The 22,315-nt window shown below is 69.4% G+C and carries 24 protein-coding genes; 9 read left to right on the forward strand and 15 right to left on the reverse strand.

Annotated features, from left to right (window positions below; all coding sequences use genetic code 11):
• Positions 1-4 precede the first annotated feature (4 nt).
• The 3 genes from L593_RS07710 to L593_RS07720 all read right to left on the reverse strand — a co-directional run bounded on the left by L593_RS07710 (position 5) and on the right by L593_RS07720 (position 2,549).
• Entirely contained in the window at positions 5-532 is a 528-nt protein-coding gene (locus L593_RS07710; protein WP_020446385.1) for a hypothetical protein, read from the reverse strand.
• Between the two features lie 102 nt (positions 533-634).
• Positions 635-1,600 (reverse strand): succinylglutamate desuccinylase/aspartoacylase family protein, encoded by a 966-nt coding sequence (locus L593_RS07715; RefSeq protein ID WP_020446386.1) that lies wholly within the window; start codon positions 1,598-1,600, stop codon positions 635-637.
• A 127-nt stretch (positions 1,601-1,727) separates the two neighbouring features.
• Positions 1,728-2,549, reverse strand: coding sequence for a molybdopterin-synthase adenylyltransferase MoeB (locus L593_RS07720; RefSeq protein ID WP_020446387.1), 822 nt, complete (start codon positions 2,547-2,549; stop codon positions 1,728-1,730).
• 102 nt (positions 2,550-2,651) lie between these two features.
• Here L593_RS07720 and L593_RS07725 point away from each other — a divergent pair, with 102 nt between their 5' ends.
• Positions 2,652-3,284, forward strand: a complete 633-nt coding sequence (locus L593_RS07725; protein ID WP_020446388.1) for a class I SAM-dependent methyltransferase — start codon at positions 2,652-2,654, stop codon at positions 3,282-3,284.
• 37 nt (positions 3,285-3,321) lie between these two features.
• Here the strand turns inward: L593_RS07725 and L593_RS07730 are convergent, their stop codons facing one another.
• The 3 genes from L593_RS07730 to L593_RS07740 form a co-directional block, all read right to left on the reverse strand.
• Entirely contained in the window at positions 3,322-3,945 is a 624-nt protein-coding gene (locus tag L593_RS07730) for an L-threonylcarbamoyladenylate synthase (protein ID WP_020446389.1), read from the reverse strand.
• 74 nt (positions 3,946-4,019) lie between these two features.
• Complete coding sequence (locus L593_RS07735; RefSeq protein ID WP_020446390.1) at positions 4,020-4,532, reverse strand: redoxin domain-containing protein; 513 nt, start codon at positions 4,530-4,532, stop codon at positions 4,020-4,022.
• On the reverse strand, positions 4,532-4,846 hold the full coding sequence (locus L593_RS07740) for a glutathione S-transferase N-terminal domain-containing protein (protein ID WP_020446391.1): 315 nt from the start codon (positions 4,844-4,846) through the stop codon (positions 4,532-4,534). Before L593_RS07740 ends, L593_RS07735 begins: the two co-directional genes overlap by 1 nt.
• 142 nt (positions 4,847-4,988) lie before the next feature.
• On the opposite strand from L593_RS07740, the gene L593_RS07745 reads away from it, so the two are divergent.
• Positions 4,989-5,480 (forward strand): hypothetical protein, encoded by a 492-nt coding sequence (locus tag L593_RS07745; RefSeq protein WP_020446392.1) that lies wholly within the window; start codon positions 4,989-4,991, stop codon positions 5,478-5,480.
• A gap of 9 nt (positions 5,481-5,489) precedes the next feature.
• Here L593_RS07745 and L593_RS07750 read toward each other — a convergent pair whose 3' ends face one another.
• The 3 genes from L593_RS07750 to pheA all read right to left on the reverse strand — a co-directional run bounded on the left by L593_RS07750 (position 5,490) and on the right by pheA (position 7,442).
• Positions 5,490-5,888, reverse strand: coding sequence for an Hsp20/alpha crystallin family protein (locus tag L593_RS07750; protein ID WP_020446393.1), 399 nt, complete (start codon positions 5,886-5,888; stop codon positions 5,490-5,492).
• A 212-nt stretch (positions 5,889-6,100) separates the two neighbouring features.
• On the reverse strand, positions 6,101-6,556 hold the full coding sequence (locus L593_RS07755) for a peroxiredoxin (protein WP_020446394.1): 456 nt from the start codon (positions 6,554-6,556) through the stop codon (positions 6,101-6,103).
• 82 nt (positions 6,557-6,638) lie between these two features.
• Positions 6,639-7,442, reverse strand: coding sequence for a prephenate dehydratase (gene pheA, locus L593_RS07760; protein ID WP_020446395.1), 804 nt, complete (start codon positions 7,440-7,442; stop codon positions 6,639-6,641).
• 123 nt (positions 7,443-7,565) lie between these two features.
• Between pheA and L593_RS07765 the strand changes: the two genes are divergently transcribed.
• Positions 7,566-9,605, forward strand: a complete 2,040-nt coding sequence (locus tag L593_RS07765) for a DUF460 domain-containing protein (protein WP_049893970.1) — start codon at positions 7,566-7,568, stop codon at positions 9,603-9,605.
• A 677-nt stretch (positions 9,606-10,282) separates the two neighbouring features.
• Here the strand turns inward: L593_RS07765 and L593_RS07770 are convergent.
• From L593_RS07770 to L593_RS07780, 3 genes are all read right to left on the reverse strand, one after another.
• On the reverse strand, positions 10,283-10,471 hold the full coding sequence (locus tag L593_RS07770; protein ID WP_020446397.1) for a hypothetical protein: 189 nt from the start codon (positions 10,469-10,471) through the stop codon (positions 10,283-10,285).
• Positions 10,472-10,658: 187 nt separating this feature from the next.
• Positions 10,659-11,561: a universal stress protein gene (locus L593_RS07775; RefSeq protein WP_020446398.1), complete on the reverse strand. Its 903-nt coding sequence runs from the start codon at positions 11,559-11,561 to the stop codon at positions 10,659-10,661.
• A 123-nt stretch (positions 11,562-11,684) separates the two neighbouring features.
• Entirely contained in the window at positions 11,685-13,007 is a 1,323-nt protein-coding gene (locus L593_RS07780) for an NUDIX domain-containing protein (protein WP_020446399.1), read from the reverse strand.
• Positions 13,008-13,135: 128 nt separating this feature from the next.
• On the opposite strand from L593_RS07780, the gene L593_RS07785 reads away from it, so the two are divergent.
• Positions 13,136-13,621, forward strand: a complete 486-nt coding sequence (locus tag L593_RS07785) for a metallophosphoesterase family protein (RefSeq protein ID WP_020446400.1) — start codon at positions 13,136-13,138, stop codon at positions 13,619-13,621.
• Between the two features lie 335 nt (positions 13,622-13,956).
• On the opposite strand, the gene radA is transcribed toward L593_RS07785, so the two are convergent.
• Complete coding sequence (gene radA, locus L593_RS07790) at positions 13,957-14,991, reverse strand: DNA repair and recombination protein RadA (RefSeq protein WP_020446401.1); 1,035 nt, start codon at positions 14,989-14,991, stop codon at positions 13,957-13,959.
• Between the two features lie 438 nt (positions 14,992-15,429).
• Between radA and L593_RS07795 the strand changes: the two genes are divergently transcribed.
• The 3 genes from L593_RS07795 to L593_RS07805 are packed head-to-tail and all read left to right on the forward strand — an operon-like array spanning position 15,430 to position 17,430.
• Entirely contained in the window at positions 15,430-16,155 is a 726-nt protein-coding gene (locus tag L593_RS07795; RefSeq protein ID WP_020446402.1) for a DUF120 domain-containing protein, read from the forward strand.
• Between the two features lies 1 nt (position 16,156).
• Complete coding sequence (gene ribB, locus L593_RS07800; protein ID WP_020446403.1) at positions 16,157-16,933, forward strand: 3,4-dihydroxy-2-butanone-4-phosphate synthase; 777 nt, start codon at positions 16,157-16,159, stop codon at positions 16,931-16,933.
• An 8-nt stretch (positions 16,934-16,941) separates the two neighbouring features.
• Entirely contained in the window at positions 16,942-17,430 is a 489-nt protein-coding gene (locus tag L593_RS07805) for a DUF309 domain-containing protein (RefSeq protein ID WP_020446404.1), read from the forward strand.
• A 33-nt stretch (positions 17,431-17,463) separates the two neighbouring features.
• On the opposite strand, the gene L593_RS07810 is transcribed toward L593_RS07805, so the two are convergent.
• The gene (locus tag L593_RS07810) at positions 17,464-18,102 is read right to left on the reverse strand and encodes a class I SAM-dependent methyltransferase (protein WP_020446405.1); all 639 of its coding nucleotides are present in this window, start codon (positions 18,100-18,102) and stop codon (positions 17,464-17,466) included.
• A gap of 127 nt (positions 18,103-18,229) precedes the next feature.
• Here L593_RS07810 and L593_RS07815 point away from each other — a divergent pair, with 127 nt between their 5' ends.
• Positions 18,230-19,015 carry a succinylglutamate desuccinylase/aspartoacylase family protein gene (locus L593_RS07815; protein WP_020446406.1) on the forward strand — a complete coding sequence of 262 codons (786 nt, stop codon included), beginning with the start codon at positions 18,230-18,232 and terminating at the stop codon, positions 19,013-19,015.
• 51 nt (positions 19,016-19,066) lie between these two features.
• Here the strand turns inward: L593_RS07815 and L593_RS07820 are convergent, their stop codons facing one another.
• Entirely contained in the window at positions 19,067-19,516 is a 450-nt protein-coding gene (locus L593_RS07820) for a UPF0179 family protein (protein WP_020446407.1), read from the reverse strand.
• 376 nt (positions 19,517-19,892) lie between these two features.
• On the opposite strand from L593_RS07820, the gene L593_RS07825 reads away from it, so the two are divergent.
• Positions 19,893-22,133, forward strand: a complete 2,241-nt coding sequence (locus L593_RS07825) for an ATP-dependent DNA helicase (RefSeq protein WP_020446408.1) — start codon at positions 19,893-19,895, stop codon at positions 22,131-22,133.
• Positions 22,134-22,315 lie beyond the last annotated feature (182 nt).

The following is a 22,315-nucleotide window of genomic DNA, read 5'->3' on the forward strand; positions in this document are numbered from 1 at the left end:
CGTGCTACTGACAGTAAGGGCCTTCCTCACAGCGGATCGTGAGTTCGAAGCTGTCGACGGCCGATGCCTCGGACTGCATCTGTGGAATGATCTCGACCTTCCCGGGGTTGCCGTCGTAGAACCCGTCGCGGTTGGCGGCGGCAGTGCCCATCGTCTCGATTTCGGACCCCGAGGAGTCGTAGAGCGTGACGTCGTACCCGAAGTCGAGGACGCTCGTGTCCTCACCGCCGGTGTTCCGGAGGGTCACCATGATCGAGTACCGGCCGCCGCTGGACTCTGCGGTCGCATCCGTCACCTCGATGCCGTCGACCTCGTTCTGGACGTTGTCCGGTCCGCTCCCCGAGGAGCCGCCGCCTCCGCCACCACCGAGGATGCCCGAACAGCCGGCCAGTCCGGCGACGGCGACGGTTCCGGCGGCGCCGAGCAGTCGGCGTCGGGAGACGTCGGTCGCTCGACGGTCGGTGCCGTCGTCGTCATCTGCGTCGGTCGATGCGCCAGCGTGATCGCGAGCCTTCGGTCGATCGCGGTTCATTGCCTCGACCGAATCGAGACGGGGATCGGGAATCAAACCGCTCGCTAGGTACTTGGGGTCGACGGACAGCGGCCGTAACTGACCGACAGTAAGCAAGCGAGCTTACTCCGGATCGATCGCGACGCTCGCCAGCCGATCGCCGGCGTTCACCGTCGCTTCACGGGTCAGCGCGTAGAGCACGCCGGCCCGATCGGTCTCGACGAACTGGAGGGGCTCGTACGTCGTGGGGTGATAGACGCTCCCGAGCTGGAACCCCTCCGGAACGCGCTGTCCGAGTTCGACGTCGGCGGTGACGCGGAACAGTCCGGAGTGATCGGCCGTCACCCGGCCGAGGTGGTTACGGGCGATCGTCGGCTCCGCGCTCGTGATGCGCTGGCCGCGGAGGGCGTCGAGTTCCCGAAGCACGCCCAGTACGCCACGGACGCCGACCTCGATGGCGCTCTCGACGAGTTGCTTGTTGTGGGCGAGTTCGGGCGTGATCGCCGGGATCCCGGCGTCGGCGGCTGCGACCCGGAGCTTGCCGTCGAAACTGCGCTCGTGCCACTCGTCGCTGGCTGCCTCGCCCGCGGGCTCCGCCAGGAGCAACTCCGTCCCGAAGGCGATCGCGAGGTCCCGGGCGCGCTCGTCGCCGGCCGTGTAGACCGCGTGGGTCAGCATCTCCACGGAGCCGGTGTGGAGGTCGACGATCGCGTCCGCGTCGCCCGCGAACGCCCAGAGCCGGGCGGCCATCTGCTCGTGGATCGTGCCGTCAGCGTCGCCGGGCCAGACCCGGTTCATGTTCGGGTTGACGCCGTCGAGGGCTTCCGGCGTCGTGTAGGAGACGCGATCGAAGGTCAGGGGATTGGCGACGGGGACGACGATCACGCGCCCGAACAGCTCCTCGGGATCGAGCCGATCGTCGAGGCGGCGGCAGACCTCGGTGCCGTTGATTTCCTGGCCGTGCTGGGCGGCCTGGACGTAGACGGTGGGTCCATCGCCGGCGCCCTCGTAGGTGTGGACGGTCGTTGCGATCTCCGTGCCAGCGGGGAGCCGGGCCAGCGTGATGCGTTCGGCGTGGTGGCCGGCCATACCGTGCGCAAGGCGGTGCGCGTAATTAGGGGTTCTGCCCGTTTTCGCGGGCAGGCGGGGACTACGATCGGCAGGTGCTGCCTGCGCCCCGACGATGACCGCCCGGTCGGCCGTCCGTTCGCCGGCCTCAGTCCGCGTCCACCGTACAGCCGCCCTCGTAGGTCACGTCGGCGACGTCCCGAATCTCGGCGTCGGCGCTACAGACCGGACAGTCCGGTCTGGGCCGCAGGTCGACCGTCTCGGTGCCGGGGTTCCGGGCGTCGTAGTAGACGACCGCCTCCGTCAGCGGATCGCCGACGCCGAGGACGAGTTTGATCGCCTCCGTCGCCTGCATCGCGCCGATCGTGCCCGGGAGCACGCCGAGCACGCCCGCCGTCGCACAGTTCGGCACGGTTCCTTCAGGCGGCGCTTCGGGGAACAGGCAGCGATAGCACGGTCGGCCGCCGGCCGCGACTGTCGTGAGCTGTCCCTCGAAGCGGTAGACCGCGCCGTGGACGAACGGCGTCTCCGCGAGGACGCAGGCGTCGTTGACGAGGAACCGGGTCGGGAAGTTGTCGCTTGCGTCGAGGACCACGTCGTAGTCGCTGACCAGCGCCATCGCGTTCTCGGCGGTGAATCGGGTCTCGTGGCGATCGACCGTCACGTCGGGGTTCAGCGACGCCACCGCTTCCGCCGCGCTCTCGACCTTCGGCCGCCCGACGTCGGCCTCGCCGTGGAGGACCTGGCGCTGGAGGTTCGATCGCTCGACCACGTCGTCGTCGACGATGCCGAGCCGTCCGATCCCCGCCGCGGCGAGGTACTGGATCGCCGGACAGCCCAGGCCGCCGGCACCGACCACGAGCACCGAGGCATCGAGGAGGGCAGCCTGTCCCTCCGGCCCGACGTCGTCCATGACCACGTGCCGGGCGTAGCGCTCCAGTTGTTCCGGCCCGAGGTCGAGGTCGCTCATGCCCGGTGGGAGGGGCGGCACGGCAAAAAGCGGCCCGGGACTCCTTCCTGGCGGCGGATCCCCGACGTTTACCCGCCAGCGCCGCGATCGTCCGGCCGAACGATGGATCGCTCGCGAGCCGCGACGCAGGCGGTGTACGACGAGATCGCCGCCCACTTCGCCGAGACGCGGCGCTACCCCTGGCCGGAGGTCACCGAGTTTCTCGACGCCGCGCCACCCGGGGAGTTCGGTCTCGACGTCGGCTGCGGGAACGGCAGGCACCTCGCCCCGCTCGCCGATCGCGTCGAGCACACGATCGGCCTCGATCTGAGCACCGAACTGCTCGAGATCGCGCGCGAGCGGACCAACGTGGACGCCGACCTCGTCGCCGGCGACGCCGCCACGCTCCCCGTCCGGAGCGATTCGATCGCGGTGGCCGTCTCGATCGCGACGCTGCACCACCTCCCGACGCGGGACCTCCGAGTCCGCAGTCTCGACGAGATCGCCCGGGTCCTGACGCCCGACGGCCAGGCGCTCGTCTCGGCCTGGAGTGTCGCGGCCGACCGCTTCGACGCCGACGCGGGATTCGACGCCGAGATCCCGTGGGAACTCCCCGACGGAGAAACGGTCGATCGATACTACCACGTCTACGATCCCGACGAGTTCGAGGCCGACCTCGCGGCGAGCGACGTGCGAGTACTCGACGTCGAGGTGTCGAGTGGGAACTGCTACGCGACGGTCGCAAAGCCAGAGTAGCTCCTCGCTCTCGCCTGCGCCAAGGCCGGGAATCCGTTCAGTTCGCCTCGAGCCAGTACTCGATTTCGTCGGCCATCGCACCGCGCCGCACGATCTCGCCCACTTCGACGTCGACGACCGTGCTCTCGCTGCCCGGCGTCTCGCCGGCGTCGAGGACGACCGCGACAGCGTCGCGAACCTCGTCGCTCAGTTCTGACACGGTCCGGACGCTCCCGGTGCCGCTCACGTTCGCGCTCGTGGCGGTAATCGGCGCGTCGGTCCGCTCGAGGAGATCCAGCGCGACGTCGTGATCCGGAATTCGGACGCCGACTCGATTGCTGCCGGCGGTCAGCACGTCGGGGACCATCTCCTTGCGATCGACGACGACCGTCACCGGGCCGGGTAGGAACTCGTGCATGAATCGGCGTTCACGGGCGGTCGGCGCGGTGAACTCGAGCGCGGCGTCGACGTCGGGCACGCCGAGCGAGACCGGCTTCGAGCGATCGCGGTCCTTCACGTCGAACACGCACTCGACGGCGTCGGGGTCGATCGCGTTCGCGCCGAGGCCGTAGACCGTCTCCGTCGGATAGACGACGCACTCGCCGCGCTCGATGGCGGCCGCGGCGGCGTCGAGATCGCCGTCGGCCACCGGAGCGCCGTCCGTTGCACCGTCGCCAGTCATTGGCAGGACACAGCAGGTCCGACGGGAAAAGCGAGCGGGATCGGGATCCGGGTCCGCGATACCGTCGTGGAGTGCTACAGCCCGCCCAGCGCGTCCTCGACCTCGTCGTAGGGCGGGAAGTCGGGCCACTGCTCGGCGACCCAGGCGTACTGCACGACCCGCTCCTCGTCGAGCAGGTAGACGGCGGGGCGGTGCTCGGTGATACCGGCCATGCCGTCGAGGTCGTTCTCGACGCCGTAGGTTTCGGCGACGTCAGCGGCGGGATCGGAGAATAGCGACGCGTCGATCCCGCTGTCCGCGATCAGGTCCTTGTGCTCGTAGGGCGAGGAGATCGAACAGCCGACGATCTGGGCGTCGAACGCGCTCGTCCACTCCCGGTCGCGGATCTCGCTCCAGACGTACGTCGCCGGGAACGCGCCGTCCATCGGGTGGAACACGAGGAGTACGGGCCCCTCGGCGGTGAGATCGGAGAGGGCAACGTCTTCCCAGAACTCGTCGTTGACGAGCGGGCGCTCGAAGTCCGGCGCCTGCTCGCCCACGGCGACGTGGTCGGTCTCGGGCAGATCGACGACCTCGAAGTCGACCATCAGGCGTCACCTCCAGTCGCGGGAGCAGCGTCCGCATCGTCGGCTTCGGCGCCGTACGTGCCGTCGAGATAGTCGACGATGTTCGCGCTCTCCGCCATCGTGACGCCGGTGGTCCGGTCGACGATCACGGGAACCGTCCGGACGCCCGAGACGCGCTTGACGACGTCCCGGTCTCCGTGCATGGGTTCGACGAAGCGGGACTGGAAGTCGAGGTCGAGTTCGTGCAGGCGGCGGACGACCCGCTCGCAGTACGGGCAGGCCTGGAGCCGGTACAGCGTGATCGCTGGCTGCTCCTCGGCCGATTCGGCTGGCATGGGGCCTGCTATGGGCGAACGGCGGGTAAGCCCATCGACGGCCCGGCGGGCTTGCCGGCGTCGCGCAGCAGCGGTCAGCCCCTCGGGGCGGACGGCGCCGCTCCCACAACGTTCAGTACCCACCGCTCCGATTCCCGAGCTCGTGGGCGAGCACGCACGGCAGGTCCAGGAACGACTCGCGGACCGGCTGGCGGCAGCCCTGCCTGCGGCCGAGTGGTCCGTCGAGCGACCCGTCGGCGGCACCCCGGTCGACGTCGCTGGCGAGACTCCCGACCGGCTGGTGCTTCTCGAACTCGAGTGGCGCCGTGCGGATCCCGCGAACAACACCGCGAAGCTGTTTCGTCACCTCGCCGACGACGGCGCGCTCCGGGCGGTGCTCGGCGATCGCGACGCGGTCGTCGTCCAGCTGTTTACGAACTACTACGACCTGGCCAGCGGCGGCGTGTCCTCGAAGCGCAGGGACGCGACGTTCGTGGGCGCGGCCGCAGCCGAATACCTCGATAACGTGGCGTACTGGCCGGTCGACCTCTCCATCGACCCGCCGAAAGGCGGTGGGGAGTTGCCCGAGGATTGGAACGCGGCGGTCGACGCTGCCGTCGATTCGATCGTCGACCGCCTCGAAGCGAGTCGTTAGCGGTCGGACCTACTCCCCGATCTCGATGCGCTTGCCCGCCTCCGCAGGCGCTTCCTTGGGGAGCGTGACTCGGAGGACGCCCCGGTCGTCGAGGTCCGCGTCGATCGCGTCGGCGTCGACCGGTTCGGGCAGCCGGACGGTCCGCTCGACGGCGTGCTTGCGCTCGCTGCGGACGTAGTCGGCCTCGACGTGTTCCTCTCGCTCGGCCACGATGGAGAGACGGCCCTCCGAGTAGGTGAGTTCGAGGTCGCCCGCCTCGAAGCCCGGCAGTTCCGCCTCGACGACGAACTGGTCGTCCTCGTCGACCACGTCGACGGCGACGGTGCTCCCGAAACTGGCCTGCCCCTCGAACTGCGATTCCATCCGGTCGAACAGCCGCTCGAGTTCGCTGAAGGGGTTGCGTGCCATGACGTTCTGACCTTCGACCCGGGGCGTAATAAGCCTCAGCTGGTGAACTGGACCGTTTCGGAGCGATTCGGGGCGACGGCGAACCGCTTGGAAGCCCGTTCCGCCCGAGAGTGGTTCGGGAAGTCCAGCGAGGTCACTGTGGCGGGTCGAACCAGACGGCACTCCGGTGGAGTGCGAACGCTCGCGGTGTCCGGCGGTCGTGCCGGCAGCCGTTACTCGCCCAGCTCGACCACGCCGGCGTCGAGGAGGTCGCCGAGCACGTCGCGAGCGTGGCCGTCGGGCGAGACGTCCTCGTAGACGCGCCAGATATCGCCGTCGAGGAGGACGAACGTCGTTCGCGCTGCGGCACCGCGGCTGGTGTCGACGTCGAACGCGTCGGCGAGTTCGGCGTCGGGGTCAGCGAGGAGGTCGAACTCGAGCCCCTGGTCGTCGCAGAACTCGCGGTGCGATGAGACGGTGTCCGTCGAGACGCCGTAGACCGCTACGCCGGCGTCGCGGTAGCTCTCCAGTTCGGTCTGGAACTGGCGGGCCTCGGTGGTACACCCAGGCGTGTCGTCGCGGGGGTAGAAGTAGAGCACTGTCGGGCCGTCGATCGACGGGCGGACGACCTCGCCGTCCTGGTTCTCCGCGGCGATCTCGGGTGCCGAATCGCCTGCATCGAGTGACATGGCACCCGCTTGGACGCTGGGGGAGAAACCAGCTACGGTCCCGTCGGTCGGGCGTTTCGTCGTTGCGTCGCCCCCGATCGAATCAGACCACGGTCTCGACGTCGTAGGACCCGAGTTCCCGGACCCAGCCGTTCGACGCGATCTCGCGGATGTCGTCGAGGGCGGCCTGGGTCCGTTCCTCGTAGAGCCCCGCGTTGACGTCCACGTGGAAGACGTAGTCGCCGAGGCGCTCGCCGCTGGGCCGAGACTCGACGCGCGTGAGGTTGATGTCCCGGTCGGCGAAGGGTTCCAGCAGTTCGAGCAGGAGGCCGGGGTAGTCCGTGTTCGGGTAGACGACGAAGGAGGACTTGCCGCCGGCCTCCGTCGCGTCCTCCGGGTGCGCGAGCACGAAGAAGCGCGTGGAGTTCGAGGACGAATCCTGGATGTCCTCGGCGATCACCTGCAGGCCGTCTCCCGCGTTGGCGGGATGGCCGATCGCTGCGAGGTCGGGGTTCTCGCGGGCGTGCTCGACGCCGCGGGCGGTGGAGGCGACGGCCTCGCGGGTCACGTCGGGGTAGTGCTCGGAGAGGTAGCCCCGGCACTGTGCGAGCGCCTGCGAGTGGCTCACGATCTTCGAGAACTCCTCGGACTGGGCGAGGATCGCGTGCCGGATCGGCGTCACGATCTCCTTGACGACGGCGACCTCGTTCTCGGCGAGCGCGTCGAGGCTCTCCGTGACCGAGCCCTCGATGCTGTTCTCGATCGCGATGACGCCCCGCTCGAACTCGCCGCTGGCGACGGCCTCGACGATTGCCGTCACGGACTCGCGAAACGCGACCGAGTCGTCGACGGCCTGCGCTGCGCGATGCGAGTAGGTGCCCTCGGGGCCGAGCGTGACTGCGGTCATGCTCGCCGGCTACTCCGGCGGCGGACAAAAGGCCACCGACGGGCCGCTCCGGGGGCGACGTCCTCCGGTTGCTGCGCCGCCGCTGCCGTGGATTTTTGCCCGCTGGGCCCCATGCTTCCAGCAGTGAGTTCACGAACGCGGGCACTCGACGACACCATCTTCGGCGTCGACGTGCACAGCGGGGACGTCCGGGGGGACGCGCCGTCCTACGCGCTGGTCCGCATCGACTGGGGAGGGCCGGACGGCGGATCGGGTGGCGAGCCGGGCGATTCGATCGACGGGCCGACGATCGAGCGCGACGTCGTCTCCCACCGGAAGCTCCGCCGGCTGATCGCCTCGGCGGAGCCAGCCCTCCTCGCGACGGACAACGTCTACGAACTGGCGACCGACGCCGACGACCTCGTGCGATTCCTCCGGGAGCTGCCCGACGCGACCCGGCTGGTCCAGGTCACCGGCGCCGAGCAGCCAGAACCGCTCTCGCGGGTCGCCAAGCGCCACGACGTGCCCTACGGCAAGGATCCGATGCAGGAAGCCGAGGCGTCGGCCAGGCTGGCGGCGGCGAACGTCGGCCAGGTCGTCTCCGCGTTCACCAACACGACCAACGTGAAGGTCGCCAGGGGCCGCTCCGTCGGCGGCGGTGGCGGGTGGAGCGAGGACCGCTACACCCGGAAGATCCACGGCGCCGTCAAGCGGCGGAGCCGGGAGGTCGAGTCCGCGCTCGAGGGAGCCGGCCTCGAGTTCGAGAAGACGGTGACGGAGAAGTACGGCGGCTACTCCCGGGCGATCTTCGAGGTCGAGGCCTCGCCCGAGGAACTGCCGATCGGTCGCGAGCGCTCCGGCGACGTGCGCATCGAAATCGAACGGGAGCGCCGGGACGGCATCGAGTTCGAGCCGCTGGCGAAGCGTCGGGATCACGTCGTCGTCGGCGTCGATCCGGGCACGACCACGGCCGTCGCACTCGTCGGCCTCGACGGCGAACTGCTCGACGTCCTCTCGACCAGGACCGCGGACACTGCCGCCGTCACCGAGTGGATCGTCGAGCGCGGCCGGCCGCTCCTCGTCGCCGCCGACGTCGAGCCGATGCCCGAGACCGTCGAGAAGCTCCGGCGGAGCTTCGACGCCGCGGGCTGGATCCCCGAGTCGGATCTCCCGATCGACACGAAGCAGCACCGCGCCCCCGACCACGCCTACGACAACGACCACGAGCGCGACGCCATCGCCGCCGCCCTCTTCGCCTTCGACGACCACGAGGACCAGTTCGAGCGGATCGCACGGAAGGTTCCCCGGACCGTCGATCGGGGCGAGGTCACCGCGCGTGTTCTCGCGGAGGAGACCTCCGTCGAGGCCGTGCTCGCAGATCTGGAGGACGACGGCGAGGACGGCGGCGGGTCGACGGACGAGACCGCCCACCAGCCACGCGAACTCAGCGACGACGAGCGACGGATTCGCGACCTGGAATCGCAGGTCGACCGGCTCCAGGACCACGTCTCGGCGCTCGAAGCGACCGTCGCCGAGAAGGACGACCGGATCGACGACCTCGAATCCGAACTCGAGGCAGCCCGCAATCGCGAGCGCCAGGAGGTCCGCGAGACCCGGGCGGTCACCCGGCTGAAGCGCCGGAACGACGCGCTCCAGCGTGACCTCGATGCGAAGGAGGAGACGATCGAGGCCCTGGAGGGCAAACTCGACCGCCTGAAGGCCCTCTGGAAGCTCGATCACTCGAACTTCGCCGACGTCGACGCCGAGAAGCGCGGGCTGGTACCCGTCAAGCCGATCGACGAGTTCACCTCTTCCGCCATCGAGGCCGCCGACGAGACCTACGGTCTCGCCGAGGACGACGTGATCTTCCTGCGCAATGCCGGCGGGGCGGGGCGCTCGACCGCCGAGACGCTCGTCGAGATCGGTCCCCGCGTCGTGCTGCTCGGTGAGGGGAACCTCTCTGAGATAGCGGATGCGGTCCTGTTTCAAGCCGACATTCCGGTCGGGCCCGCAGCCGACGTCGCGATGCAGGAGGTCGACGAACTCGCCGTCGCCAGAGACGCCGACGTCGACGCCGTCATCGACGACTGGAAGCGTCGCGCCCGAGAGCGCGAGCGCGAGCAGACCGCCGAGATGGTCGATCAGCTGATCTCCGAGCACCGCGCCGGCGACAACGAAGCCTGAATTTGGGTGTTTCAGTAGCTGGGATCGTCGCTACAGCAGCGACTGCTTCGGAAGCCCCCTCCCGCTCGCGGCACCTCACTCGTTGCGCGCTTCGCTCGGCCGTCGGCCTCGCTGCAGTGCTTACTTCGTGACGAGCCGCGACCGGTCGGCCCCTCCCAATCCCACCCATTGATTATCCGCGGATCGCGAAACCCCGGTGGTCCACGTCGGCGCGCGCTGCGCATGGCTGCGAGCCCTCTCACGGGCGAGCAGCCAATCGCCGACGCCGTGCGAGGGCCGACCGAGCGAAGTCCTCGCAAGCGGCAGCGAGCGAGGGCTCGGAAGTCGCAGCCTGCGAGCGAAGCGAGCCGGAACGTCTTCCGGCGCGAGGGAGAAGGCTGGGGAGGAATGAGGCTGGTTTGGGTGGTCATCGAAAGGGGCCGGGCGGTCGGTCGTTCCCGGGCGAAGGTGAGCCGAGCAGCGCGAGGCGAACGTCGAAAGGTGAGCGAAGCGAATCTTTCGGAACAAGCACTGGAGCGAAGGAGCGAAAGCGACTGAGCGAAGCGCGCAGCGAGCCGCAGCCCTCGAGCACCGGGAGAGCGGAGCTCTCCCGAGCACGCGGGAGCTTCGCGCCCGCGAACGATCGGGGGCTTTCGGAGTTGTCGGCCGCGCGCACTCCAAAATTACAACGACGAAATTTAGACCAGCCCGCCCATCCCCATCGCGCCGAGCGCGGAGGAGACGAGCGAGCGGACGATCAGGCCGAGGCCAGCGATCGAGATCGCGATCCCTGCCGCGATGACCGGATTGACCCAGCCGATGAGCGCGACGCCGCCGACGAGCAGGAACACGCCGAGGATACCGCCAATGCCGAGATGCTTGAGCATGTGCTGGCGGACTCAGCCGTGCCCGATAAGCACCACGATTCGAGGAGGGGCGGCTCGGGAAAACCCTTCGTCACACGGGGCTCGGTGGGGGTAACTCTCGTCACCGCCGCCCCTGCCCGCTATCGACCGGGGAGTGCAATGGGCCTTTCGTGGCGCGACGACGCGCTGCCAGCGAGCCCCGATGTGCTCACTCCTCGCCGCGCATCGGGACGCAGAACACGGGGACGTCGCCGTGCCGGACGACGTGCTCGGTGACGCTGCCCAGCAGGTACCGATCGAGGCCGGAACGGCCGTGGGTGCCCATGACGACGAGGTCGATGGGTTCGTCCTCGCAGTACTCGAGGATCGTGGGGCCAGGTGCTCCGCTGGCGACCGCGCCGACCACCTCGACGTCTCTCGCTTCGCCGCGCTCCCGGACCGCCTCGATGGCGTCGTTCCCGGCGGACTCCAGCGCCTGGAGGAGCTGTTTCGAGCGAACCGTCGTCGGGAACGGCGACGCGTCGGCGGCGAACAGGGCATGCAGCGGCGCCGCGTAGTGCGCTGCGAGGCCGATCGCCCAGTCGAGCGCCCGATCGGCGCCCTCGCTGCCGTCCGTCGGGAACAGCAGTTCGTCGTAGGGCGTCTGGTCGGCGTCGGGCGCCGGCGTGCCGGGGGAAATCAGGAGGACCGGCCGGGTGCTCGTCCGCAGGACGTTCTCGGCGACCGATCCCAGCAAGACGCGATCGAGGCCGGAGCGCCCCTCGGTGCCGAGCACGGTGACGTCGGCGTCGATCTCCTGGGCGTAGGCCGCGATCTCCTTGTGGGCCAGGCCAGTCCGGACGATCGTCGTCACGTCCGGCGACGCGGGAGCGTCCGCGGCGAGATCGGCGACCGCCCCCGTCGCTTCCCTCGCGGCCTCGTTCAGCACGGAGTCGCCGCCCTGCTCGCCCAGCGTCGCCTCGGCCATCCGACTCGCGGCCGCGTCGGCGACCGCCAGGACGTGGAGGTCGGCCTCGGTCGTCGCGGCCAGCGCGATGGCGTGCTCGGCGGCGCGCTCTGCGGGATCGCTCCCGTCGGTTGCAAGTAGCACCGTATCGATGGTCGGTTCCATACGTCCCCTTGCACCGCCCGTGTCTTAGTCGCGGCGTCGCCCATCGACCACGCCCCCGTATGCTACGGGCGCTGCTTCCGGGTACCACGGGCAGTACGAAGGCAACGGTACAGCGCCGGTCCCTCAGGCAGGTTCGAGTTCTCGAAGTTCCGCGGCGACCTCGGCGATCGCCTCGACGTCGAGCACGCCCCGCTCGGTGACGATCCCGGTGATCGCGTCCGCCGGCGTCACGTCGAAGGTCGGGTTCGCGACGTCGAGGGGTGCGTCGCCGTCGTAGATCGCCGAGGGGTGGCCGGACTCGAGGTTGACCTGCTCGCGGGTCGTGACCTTGTCGGTCGCCGCCGCGACGTAAACGGGGACGTCCTCCCGCGCGGCGGCGATGGCTGCGCCGCGGGTGCCGGTCTTGTTCACGACCCGACCGTCGGGGAGGATCGCGTCCGCACCGACGACGACAGCGTCGACGTCAGCAACGGCGAGCCGGTGGGCGATCGCGGCGTCGGTGTGGACGGTGATCGGGGCCTCGATGCCATCGCTGTCGGTGCTCGACTCACCGCTTCCGGACGCCAGCGCCTCCGCGACGTCGATCCCCTCCCGCGCAGGCCGGGATTCGGCGATCGAGATCGCGGAGACGGTGTCGGCTGCCAGCGCGTCGAAGACGGTCCCCGATCGCGAGAGCGTGAGGACGTGCCAGCCCGAGAGCAGCCCCGCGGCACGCATCGCGGCCTCGGCGTCCGCGGCGAGCGCACGGTTGATCCCGTCGACGGCGGCCTGCTCGACGTCTTCGGGTGCCGACCCTTCGTTTCCGGTGTCGCCGCTCCTCTCTGTCGGCTCGACGAGCCCGGCCGCCGCGAGCGCCCGGTTCACCCGGTTCCGGAGCACGGCCATACTCGGGCGTGCCTCCCGCAGGCGGTCGCCGAGATAGCGGAGTTCGTCGAGATCGGCGTCTTCCTCCGTTGCGAGCAACCCTGCCCGATCCCGGAGGACCTCGAGCGCCCGTATCGACAGCGTCGCGGCACCGTGCTCGTCGTCGGCCGCGACCGACTGCACCGTCGGCGCGACCCGCTGGTAGGTCTCGAAGAGTCGCGGGACGGTGTCCCGCCGCAGTAGCTCCGTCGCCGGAACCCACTCCGCGGCCTGCAGCTCGTCGGAGAGCGTAAGTTCGCGGTCCGGTGCGTCGAACAGCACCGGGTGGACCACGAACACCGCCTCGTACTCCGGGGCCCTGACGCGAAGCGACTCGGCGCTTCGGACCAGCATCAGCCCCGTCGCGCCGACCTCCTCGCTCGCCTCCCGACGTGCGGCCTGGTCCGGATCCTCGCCGTCCTCGATCACGCCGGAGACGCCGCCCCACTGTCCGGGATACGTCGGCGCGTCCTCGCTCCGGTGGCAGGCCAGCACCTCGCCATCGTGGCGCAGGAACGCCGTGACGACCGCGACCTCGTCCATGCGCGTTACTCCGGCCGGCCGTGGCCTATCGCTTTCGACGTGCGATGGGTGGATCGATCTGGTCGCGTACCGCTGCCCCGAGCACTGGAGGAAAACGGCTACGGCACTCGACGGGCAACGCACAGCCAATGCCACGGATCGCGATTCTCTCAGACACGCACATTCCTTCGCGCAGGGCCGCGCTGCCCGGATTCGTTCGGGAGGAACTGGCGGCCGCGGACTTCGCGATTCACGCCGGCGACTTCGACAGCCGGGAGGCCCTCGAGACGATCCGGGACCTCGCCGGCGACCTCACCGCCGTCTCGGGCAACATGGATCGCGGGATGGACCTCCCGCGGGTCGCGACGCGGACCGCCGGCGGCGTGACGTTCGTCGTCACTCACGGCACCGGCTCGCGCCACGACTACGAGGAGCGCGTCGCCGGGATCGTCAGGGAGCACGATCCGAACGCCGTCGGGATCTCCGGGCACAGCCACGAGGTGCTCGATACGGAGGTCGCGGGCGTGCGGCTGCTGAATCCGGGGAGTGCGACGGGGGCGTCGACGGATCGTACGACGATGTACCGGGCGGAGGTGCTCGACGGCGAGATCGACCTGGAACTGTTGGAGGGGTAATTGAGAAGTCCCGGAGAATCGCGCTGGAGTCGGTACCTCCACTGCACCAAACCGCTTGGGGCCCCGCTCGGCCCCTTCCAGTCCTATCCGGTGGGGTTGGCGATGCCATCGCGTGCAGTTGTTGAACGTCCGCGAGCGATCGGAGGGAGCGAGCGGTTTGGTTCGAGAGAGCGAAGCTCTCTCGTCATCACGAAAGGCGCGAAGCGCCTTTCGAACGACACCGAGAGCGAGGGCGAAGCCCGAGCTGTCGGCCTTTTTTCGTGGAGATTTTTTGGAGGAGGGTTCCCGCAGCGAGCGTCAGCGAGCGAGGAAACTCTCCTCGAAAAACGGTCCGCTTATTCCGGCTTGAGACCGCCGCCCTCGATCCGCATGACGGCCTCGCCGTCGGCGAGGTTCGGGGCGTCGACGAGGCGGACGATCCGCTTGTCGCCCTTGGACTTCCGGAGGTACATCCGGAACGTCGACTTGTGGCCGAGGATGTTGCCGCCGATCGGCTGGGTCGGGTCCCCGAAGAAGGAGTCGGGGTTGGAGGCGACCTGATTCGTCACGACGACGGCCGTGTTGTAGAGGTTCCCGACCTTCTCGAGGGCGTGAAGGTGCTTGTTCAGCTTCTGCTGACGATCTGCGAGCTCGCCACGGCCGACGTACTCCGCGCGGAAGTGGGCCGTGAGGGAGTCGACACAGAGGAGGCGAACGGGGTACTCGGCGTCCTCGTTCTCGCTGGCCAGCTCCTGGGCCTTGTCCGCCAGCAGCATCTGGTGGCTGGAGTTGAACGCCTTCGCGACGTGGATGTACTCGAGGAACGAGTCCACGAGCGCGTCCAACGTCTCGTCGTCGCCGACGTCGCCTTCGATGTCGCGCTCTTCGAGCATCGCCTCCAGCGCCTCCTCGGGGAGCCCGCGCACCATGTCGTCGATGCGCTCGGGGCGGAACGTGTCCTCGCTGTCGACGAAGATCGCGGAGCCGTGGAGCCCGCCGTGCTCCTGGGGAAGCTGAACGTTGACGGCCAGCTGGTGGGTGACCTGGGACTTGCCGGAGCCGAACTCGCCGTACACTTCGGTGATCGACTGGGTCTCGACGCCGCCGTCGAGGAGGTCGTCGACCTCGTCGACCTGCCAGGAGAGCTTGCCGATCTGCTCGCGGCGTTCGAGGACGGTCGCGCCCGTCTCGAACCCGCCGACGTCCGCGGCGTCGCGAGCGGCGTTGATGATGTCCGCGGCCGTGGACTCGCCGACGTCCGCCGTGTTCGAGAGCTCTCCGGGGCTGGCGACGGCGAGGCCCTGGTAGGAGTCGAACCCGTTATCGGTCAGCTTCTCTGCGGTCGCCGGGCCGACGCCCGGGAGATCTTCGAGGTCAGCGTCTGCTGCCATACCACTCGCTCGGTCGCCATGGGACATAAACCCCCGTTAACAGGGAAGTGAAAGTGAAATTCCTCCGGCCGATCGATCCGCCGTCGGGCCGTCGTCGAGACGTCAGTGCGCGGCTGATCACCAGCGCTTCTGGCGATCGATCCACGTACCCGTCGCGGTCTGGTCGTCCGTCGGGCCGAAGTCGAACGCGGGGACCACGACCTGCTCGCCGCGGTATCGTACTTCAACGTGTGGTCCGCTACGTTGCCAGGGCCCGGTCGATTACCACGGTCCGCGAGGGTAGCCCAGATCAGGCGGGTTGTCCAGGCCTGCCGTCTTGCCCAGGCATGTCGGGCCCAGGATCCGGGCCGCCGCCAGGGCCGCCGTATCGGGCGTCCCAATTTCTGGACGCATCACGCATTCGGCACGCTTATGCGCGATCGGACGCAAGCGTAGGGCATGAGCAACGCCGCAGCTGGTGCGGTCGGACACGACGAACTCGCGGTCCTGAAGCTGCTCGCCCTGGAGGGCGGGCTCGACGGGGAGGTCAAGACCTCCTGTGGCGCGCTCGGCGACTCCGTCGGCGCCTCCACGCAGACGGCCTCCCGGCGGCTGCAGCGTCTCGAGGACGCCGGCCTCCTCGAACGCGACACCGTCAGCGACGGCCAGTGGATCGAACTGACCGAGGACGGCGAGCGCGAACTCCGCAACGAGTACGAGGACTACCGCCGCATCTTCGAGGGCGTCTCCCGCGTCGCCCTCCTGGGAACGGTCACCGGCGGCATGGGCGAGGGTCGCCACTACATCACGCTCCCCGGATACATGGAGCAGTTCCGCGAGCGCCTCGCCTACGAGCCGTTCCCGGGCACACTGAACGTCGACCTCACGGAGGCGAGCGTTCGCCGCCGCGGCGCCCTCGAGGCGATGGACCCCGTCCCGATCGACGGCTGGGAGGACGACGAGCGGACCTACGGACCCGCGGTCTGCTACCCGGCCACGATCGCGAAGAGCGATCCCGACGCCGGCGACGAGGACCCGCCCGCCTACGACGGCGCCCACGTCATCGCGCCCGAGCGCACCCACCACGACGAGGACCAGCTGGAGGTCATCGCCCCCGACAAGCTCCGGGACGAACTCGGCCTCGACGACGACGATCACGTCACCGTCACGGTGCGGGGGACCTGAGATGGGCGGGAGCGACGTTCGCGGCGAGGAGGAGCCGGCGGAGACGGGCGGCGACCACCGCGCGAGTGGAGCGACCGACTCGGTGGATCGAGCGATCGAGGCGTTCCGTGCCGGCGAGCCAATCTGCGTCCACGACGCCGACGACCGCGAGGGCGAGACGGACATCCTCTACCCCGCGACCGCCGTGGACCCCGACGCCCTCGCACAGCTCCGCAACGACGCTGGCGGGTTGGTCTGCGTGGCGCTCGCCGCCGACGTCGCCGACGCCGCGGACCTGCCCTACTACGTCGACGCCGTCGAGCACCCTGCCACGATGACTGGCGCCACGGCATACGGCGACCGCCCATCGTTCTCGCTGACCGTCAACCACAGCGGCACCTACACCGGTATCACCGACGAGGACCGCGCGCTGACGATCTCGGAACTTGGCGGGTTCGCCGCGGACGTGGCGGACGGCGCGCTCGGTGGCGGCGACGGCACGCTCGCCGATCCGACCGACGCCTTCGCCGAGGAGTTTCGCGTGCCCGGACACGTCCACCTCCTCCGAGCGGCGCCGGAACTGCTTGACGAACGCCGGGGCCACACGGAGTTCGCCGTCGCGCTCGCCGAGGAGGCGGGGATCCCGCCGGCGGTCGTCGTCTGCGAGATGCTCGACGACGCGAGCGGCGAGGAACTCTCCGTCGCCGGCGCGAGGGAGTACGCGGATCGACACGACATCCCGTTTCTGGAGGGCGAGGACGTGGTCGGGGCGCTTCAGCGCGACACCGAACGCCGGTAGTCACGTCGATGGACGACCACACTCGCGATCCCGACGTCTCGCCACCCCGCTCCGGCGACCCGACGGGCTGGAACGCGACCGCCCAGCAGTGGGAGCACGCCACGCTCCGCCGGGCGCTCGTCCACGGCGTCCGACTGTTCAACGCCGGCGAGTTCCACGAGTCCCACGACTGCTTCGAGGACGAGTGGTACAACTACGGCAACGGTACCGACGAGAGTCGGTTCCTCCACGGGATGGTACAGGTCGCCGCCGGCGCGTACAAGCACCACGACTTCCGGGACGACGCCGGCATGCGCAGTCTCTTCGAGACGGCGCTGGACTACCTCGCCGGGCTCCCGCGTGACTACTACGGCGTCGACCTGCTCGACGTGCGGACGAAACTGACCCAGGCCTTGGAGGACCCGACGGCGATCGAGGGCTGGCAGCTCCGGCTCGACGGCGCCGTCGTGGTGGCCGAGGAACGGGACTACGCGTACGTCGAGGCGCTGGAGCACTGACGGCAGGGACGGCGACGGCGGCCGGGCGACGAATCAGCACCTGGCGAGCAGGAAGATCCAGTATTCACGAGCGTCGACCGTCTCGACGGTGAAGCCAGCGTCCTCGACCAGTTCTCGGAATTCCCCGGGCTGGTAGAGCACGAACTCCCGCTGGTCGTCATCGTAGCCGTCGCCGGGCCGCGTTCCGTCGCCGCGCTTGACGCTCAGCGCGAGCACGCCGCCGTCGGTGAGTACCCGCTCGAACCCGGCGAGCGTCGCGGGTGCGTTCTCGCGTGGCACGTGGAGGAAGGAGGCGCAGGCCCAGAGCCCGTGGAAGGTCGCATCCACGAATCCGAGCCGACGCATGTCCATCCGCGCGAAGTCGGCCGTTGGGGCCGTCTCGTTCGCCGCGGCGTCGAGGAACTCGCTCGTGAGGTCGATGCCCAGCACGTCGTGGCCGGCGTCTGCGAAGGTCGCGGACTCCCAGCCCGGTCCGCAGCCGACGTCGAGCACTCGTGGCTCGTCTGGCTCGCCGCCGCCGTTCGTGTCGCTCGCCGGGCCGGCAGCCGTCCCGGCGGTCAGGGCGTCGAGAAACGCGTCGACGATCTCGGCGACCACCGAGCGGTCGGCGTGACGCTCCCGGTACTCCACGGCGACCGATTCGTAGGTGGCGATCGTGTCGGGATCGCTCATCGCGTGGGGCTGGGACCGCCCACCGCATAGCTTCGTTGCTCCCCGCTTAACCGACGTTCCTGACCGGCAGCCGTGACCAACTGCGGACCGAATGGCCTAACAGCCCCTCGCTCCTACGACGGTCCGAATGCGGATCGAGACGCTGGGGGACGGGGAACCGGAGATCGCGGTGATCGGGGGGATTCACGGCGACGAGCCGTCGGGCCAGCGAGCCGTCGAGGGGCTCATGGAGGATCCCCCCGACGTCGAGCGGCCGGTGAAGCTGATCGTCGTCAACGAGGAGGCGCTCGAAGCCGGGGAGCGCTACCTCGACGAGGACCTCAACCGCGCGTTCCCGGGCGACCCGGACGCCGACACCCACGAAGGCCGACTCGCCGCCAAGTTGACCGACGCGCTCGAGGGCACCGTCGCGCTCTCGCTGCACTCCACGCAGTCCTACCCGAAGCCGTTCGCCATCACCCGGGAGGTCGACGACCTCGCGCGGGAGTTCGTCCCGGCGCTCCCGGTGGATTCCCTCGTCACCGCCGGGACGTTCACCGACGGCAGGCTCCTCGACGTCGCGGACGTGATCGAGGTCGAGGCCGGCCACCAGGGAAGCGAGCGCGCCGCCGAGAACGCCGCGTTGATCGTCGACGCCTTCCTGAAAGCGGCAGGCGTCCTGCCCGGCGAGGTCGAGCGCCGCGAGCACCTCCCGGTCTACCGGCTTTCCCGGTCGGTTCCCAAGGCCGCCGCGACGGACTACGACCTGCTCGCTGCGAACTTCGAGCGCGTCTCGCCCGGCGAACCATTCGCTGCTGCCGGTGGCGAGGAGGTCGTCGCGGACGAGCCGTTCTACCCGGTGCTCATGTCCGCGGAGGGCTACGAGAGCATCTTCGGCTACGCCGCCGAGCACGTCGGCTCGATCGAGGGCTGAATCGGCGGACGGACGGCGTCGCGGTGACCAGCACAGCGCCGCACAGACGCCTCACTCCTCCCGCGGCGCGAACTCGACCATCGTCAACTCCCGATCCAGGTGGCAGTGCTCGTGGGGCGGTTCGCCGAGCACCTCCTCGATCCGGTAGGAGTCGTCGAAGTCGGCGCCGTCCGGCACGCAGAGTTCGTGGCTCGGACAGGACGTGAGCGGGCACGGCCCGGCGAGTGCGGTTTTGCTGCCGGCGTAGGCGCCGGTGCTCGGCACGTTCGCGGTCACCGACGCCGGTTCGACGTCGACCGCACGGACGCCATCGTCGTGGACGGCACAGTCGAGTTTCTGGGTGTTCTCCCGCACCTCCGTGACCTCGTACTTCACGCCCTCCGTGAGATTCAGGCACTGGCTGCGGTAGGGACAGCCCTCGCAGCCAGACGCCTCGCCGTGGTAGACGAACTCCTGGCCCTCCTCCGCGAGGCGCGTTCCCAGGAGGGTCAACTGGCTCATGGTGGCTCCTCGGCGCCCGAGCGTCTTGGGCGTTCGGTCCTCACGCGAATGAGGCGTGGCCTGGGAGTTGCCGATAGCGAACCGCTTGGAAGCCCCCTCCCGCTCGTGCCCGCTCACTCGTTGTGCTCCTCGGCTACGCTCACTGCGTTCGCTCCGCCTGCGGTGCTTACTTCGTGAGCGAACACGAGCGGTCGGCCCCTTCCATTCCCACCCGATCGTGCATGGTCGACGCTCGCGACACCCCGGTGGACGGACCGGCCGAGCGCGGCGGCGCCGGTGGGTTTCGCTCGCGTTGGGCGGTCGGAGGGGATCACTTTCGCCGCGGGGGACGCGAACTCTTTACCGCTCGGCGTCCGAACGCCTGCCAGATACCACCGTGGCGTCGACGAACGGCTACACCCGCTTCTTCCCCTACGACGAACCCTTCGAGGGCCAGCGAGAGGCGATGGACCGGATCTACAACGCGCTGGTCCGGGGCCAGGACGTCACCTTCGAGGGCGCCTGCGGGACTGGGAAGACGCTCGCGGCGCTCGCGCCGGCGCTGGAGCACGCCCGTGAAACCGACAAGACCGTCGTCATCACGACGAACGTCCACCAGCAGCAACGGCAGTTCGTCCGCGAGGCGCGGCGGATCACCGAACAGGAGCCCATCCAGGCCGTCGTATTCCGCGGGAAGGGGTCGATGTGCCACGTCGACGTGGACTACCAGGAGTGTCAGGTCCTGCGGGACGCGACGCGGGACCTCGTCGACCTGGAGCAGGAGCAGGCCGAACTGGAACGGCGGGCTGACGCGCTGCAGGCGAGCGCACAGGCCGGCGAGGAGGATGCGACGGAAGCGTACGGGGCGGTGACCGAGGAACTCGAACGGGTCGAGACCGAACTCGAGAACCTGCAGGACGCCTCGACCTGCGAGTACTACCGCGCCAATCTGGAGCGCGACCCCGCCGGATTCTACCAGTGGCTCTACGACGACGTCCGCACCCCAGACGAGATCTACGAGCGCGCGGAGGCCGCGGGCTTCTGTGGCTACGAACTCCTCAAGGACGGCGTCGACGACGTCGACCTGGCGATCTGTAACTACCACCACCTGCTCGATCCCCAGATCCGCGAGGCGTTCCTCCGCTGGCTCGACTGCGACCCCGAGGACGTCATCGTCGTCTTCGACGAGGCCCACAACGTCGCCGACGCCGCCCGGGAGCACGCCACCCGGACCTGCACCGAGAACACGCTCGAGCAGGCGCTCGACGAACTCGAGGCGACGCCGGATCCGCGCAGCGACGCGGCGGCGAACGTCCTCGCACCGTTTCTCGCCGCCCTCCGCGAGACCTACGACGAGAATCTCGGTTTCGGCGACGTCGGCGAGCACTGGAGCGACGTCGCGATCGACAACGACGACCGTCGGGACGATCTCACGCTGGCGTTCCTCCAGGCCTACTCCGGCCGCGGCGTCGAGGACGACATCGAGGACGCGCTCGCGCTGGGCGAGGAACTCGACTCGGAGTACGAGGAGGCATTCAGAGAGGGCGAGGCCAGCGAGCGACAGGAGTGCCAGACGCTCCAGGCGGCCCGGTTCGTCGACGCCTGGCTCGAGGACGCTCCCGAACCCGGCTACTACCCGACGCTCGGGGTGCGCCGCGATCAGGGCACGGACGAAATCTACGGCCGCGCGGAGCTATACGCCTGCCTCCCCGGCTCCGTCACCGGCGACCTCTCCGCCGACGCCCACGCCACCGTCCTCATGTCGGCCACCCTCCGGCCCTTCGACGTGCTCGAGGACGTCCTCGGTCTCGACGATCCAGCGACGATGGCCTACGGGCTGAACTTCCCCGAGGAGCGCCGCCGCACGTTCGCCGTCGACACCCCGCCGCTGTTCTCCTCGGACCGCGACGATCCCGAAGTCCAGGCCACGGTGGCTGGCGCCCTGCGCGACACCGTCGAGTTCACGCCCGGCAACACGCTCGCTTTCTTCCCGAGTTACAGCGAGGCCGAGCGCTACCACGAACTACTGACCGGCGAGCGAAACCTGGTCGGCGGCGCGACGGGGGACGGGAGCGGCTCGGCGGCTGACACGATCACGCTCGACGACGGCACCACCGCCTACCTCGATCGCGCCGGCACGAGCGCGGAGGACCTCCGCCAGCGCTTCGTCGAGGACGACCACGCCGTCCTGTTCACGTCGCTGTGGGGCACCCTCACCGAGGGCGTGAGCTTCGACGGCGACGACGCGACCAGCGTGGCGGTCGTCGGCGTACCCTATCCGCACCTCGACGACCGCGCGAAAGCCGTCCAGGAGGCCTACGACCTCGCCTTCGCGGATCGCCCCGTCGCGGACCCCGGCTGGCGCTACGCCGTCGAGATTCCCACCGTTCGGAAGACGCGGCAGGCACTCGGGCGCGTGCTCAGATCGCCGGAGGATCTGGGCGTCCGGGTGCTGCTGGATCGGCGCTATACCGCTGCGGGGCAGGGCCAGCTCGGGCAGTATTCGGTGCACGATACCTTCCCGCCCGAGGAGCGCGAGGAGCTGATCGACGTCGCGCCGGGGAAGCTGAAGTTCGCGATCAGGAACTTCTACACCGACTACGCGGCGTACGACGGGGATCCGCCGATTCCGGAGTGAGTCTGCGTCCGAGGATTGGAGATTGATTTGTACTCGCCGACGGCGATCGCGCGATGACAAACCGCTTGGAAGCCCCCTCCCGCTGACGGCTTCTAACTCGTTGCGCGCTTCACTCGCTCCCGTCGGTCGCTCGCTGCAGTGCTTACTTCGTTACAAGCCGCCAGCGGTCGGCCCCTTCCAGT

Source organism: Salinarchaeum sp. Harcht-Bsk1 (assembly GCF_000403645.1).
GTDB lineage: Archaea > Halobacteriota > Halobacteria > Halobacteriales > Salinarchaeaceae > Salinarchaeum.

Coding starts and splice junctions, on each gene's coding strand:
- pheA (WP_020446395.1), bottom strand. CDS start 7,442: ATGACCGCAGTCACGCTCGGCCCCGAGGGCACCTACTCGCATCGCGCA.
- L593_RS07780 (WP_020446399.1), bottom strand. CDS start 13,007: ATGGACGAGGTCGCGGTCGTCACGGCGTTCCTGCGCCACGATGGCGAG.
- L593_RS07815 (WP_020446406.1), top strand. CDS start 18,230: ATGCGGATCGAGACGCTGGGGGACGGGGAACCGGAGATCGCGGTGATC.
- radA (WP_020446401.1), bottom strand. CDS start 14,991: ATGGCAGCAGACGCTGACCTCGAAGATCTCCCGGGCGTCGGCCCGGCG.
- L593_RS07805 (WP_020446404.1), top strand. CDS start 16,942: ATGGACGACCACACTCGCGATCCCGACGTCTCGCCACCCCGCTCCGGC.
- L593_RS07710 (WP_020446385.1), bottom strand. CDS start 532: ATGAACCGCGATCGACCGAAGGCTCGCGATCACGCTGGCGCATCGACC.
- L593_RS07795 (WP_020446402.1), top strand. CDS start 15,430: ATGAGCAACGCCGCAGCTGGTGCGGTCGGACACGACGAACTCGCGGTC.
- L593_RS07735 (WP_020446390.1), bottom strand. CDS start 4,532: ATGGTCGACTTCGAGGTCGTCGATCTGCCCGAGACCGACCACGTCGCC.
- L593_RS07810 (WP_020446405.1), bottom strand. CDS start 18,102: ATGAGCGATCCCGACACGATCGCCACCTACGAATCGGTCGCCGTGGAG.
- L593_RS07725 (WP_020446388.1), top strand. CDS start 2,652: ATGGATCGCTCGCGAGCCGCGACGCAGGCGGTGTACGACGAGATCGCC.
- L593_RS07740 (WP_020446391.1), bottom strand. CDS start 4,846: ATGCCAGCCGAATCGGCCGAGGAGCAGCCAGCGATCACGCTGTACCGG.
- L593_RS07750 (WP_020446393.1), bottom strand. CDS start 5,888: ATGGCACGCAACCCCTTCAGCGAACTCGAGCGGCTGTTCGACCGGATG.
- L593_RS07785 (WP_020446400.1), top strand. CDS start 13,136: ATGCCACGGATCGCGATTCTCTCAGACACGCACATTCCTTCGCGCAGG.
- L593_RS07730 (WP_020446389.1), bottom strand. CDS start 3,945: ATGACTGGCGACGGTGCAACGGACGGCGCTCCGGTGGCCGACGGCGAT.
- L593_RS07755 (WP_020446394.1), bottom strand. CDS start 6,556: ATGTCACTCGATGCAGGCGATTCGGCACCCGAGATCGCCGCGGAGAAC.
- L593_RS07770 (WP_020446397.1), bottom strand. CDS start 10,471: ATGCTCAAGCATCTCGGCATTGGCGGTATCCTCGGCGTGTTCCTGCTC.
- L593_RS07775 (WP_020446398.1), bottom strand. CDS start 11,561: ATGGAACCGACCATCGATACGGTGCTACTTGCAACCGACGGGAGCGAT.
- L593_RS07720 (WP_020446387.1), bottom strand. CDS start 2,549: ATGAGCGACCTCGACCTCGGGCCGGAACAACTGGAGCGCTACGCCCGG.
- ribB (WP_020446403.1), top strand. CDS start 16,157: ATGGGCGGGAGCGACGTTCGCGGCGAGGAGGAGCCGGCGGAGACGGGC.
- L593_RS07820 (WP_020446407.1), bottom strand. CDS start 19,516: ATGAGCCAGTTGACCCTCCTGGGAACGCGCCTCGCGGAGGAGGGCCAG.
- L593_RS07715 (WP_020446386.1), bottom strand. CDS start 1,600: ATGGCCGGCCACCACGCCGAACGCATCACGCTGGCCCGGCTCCCCGCT.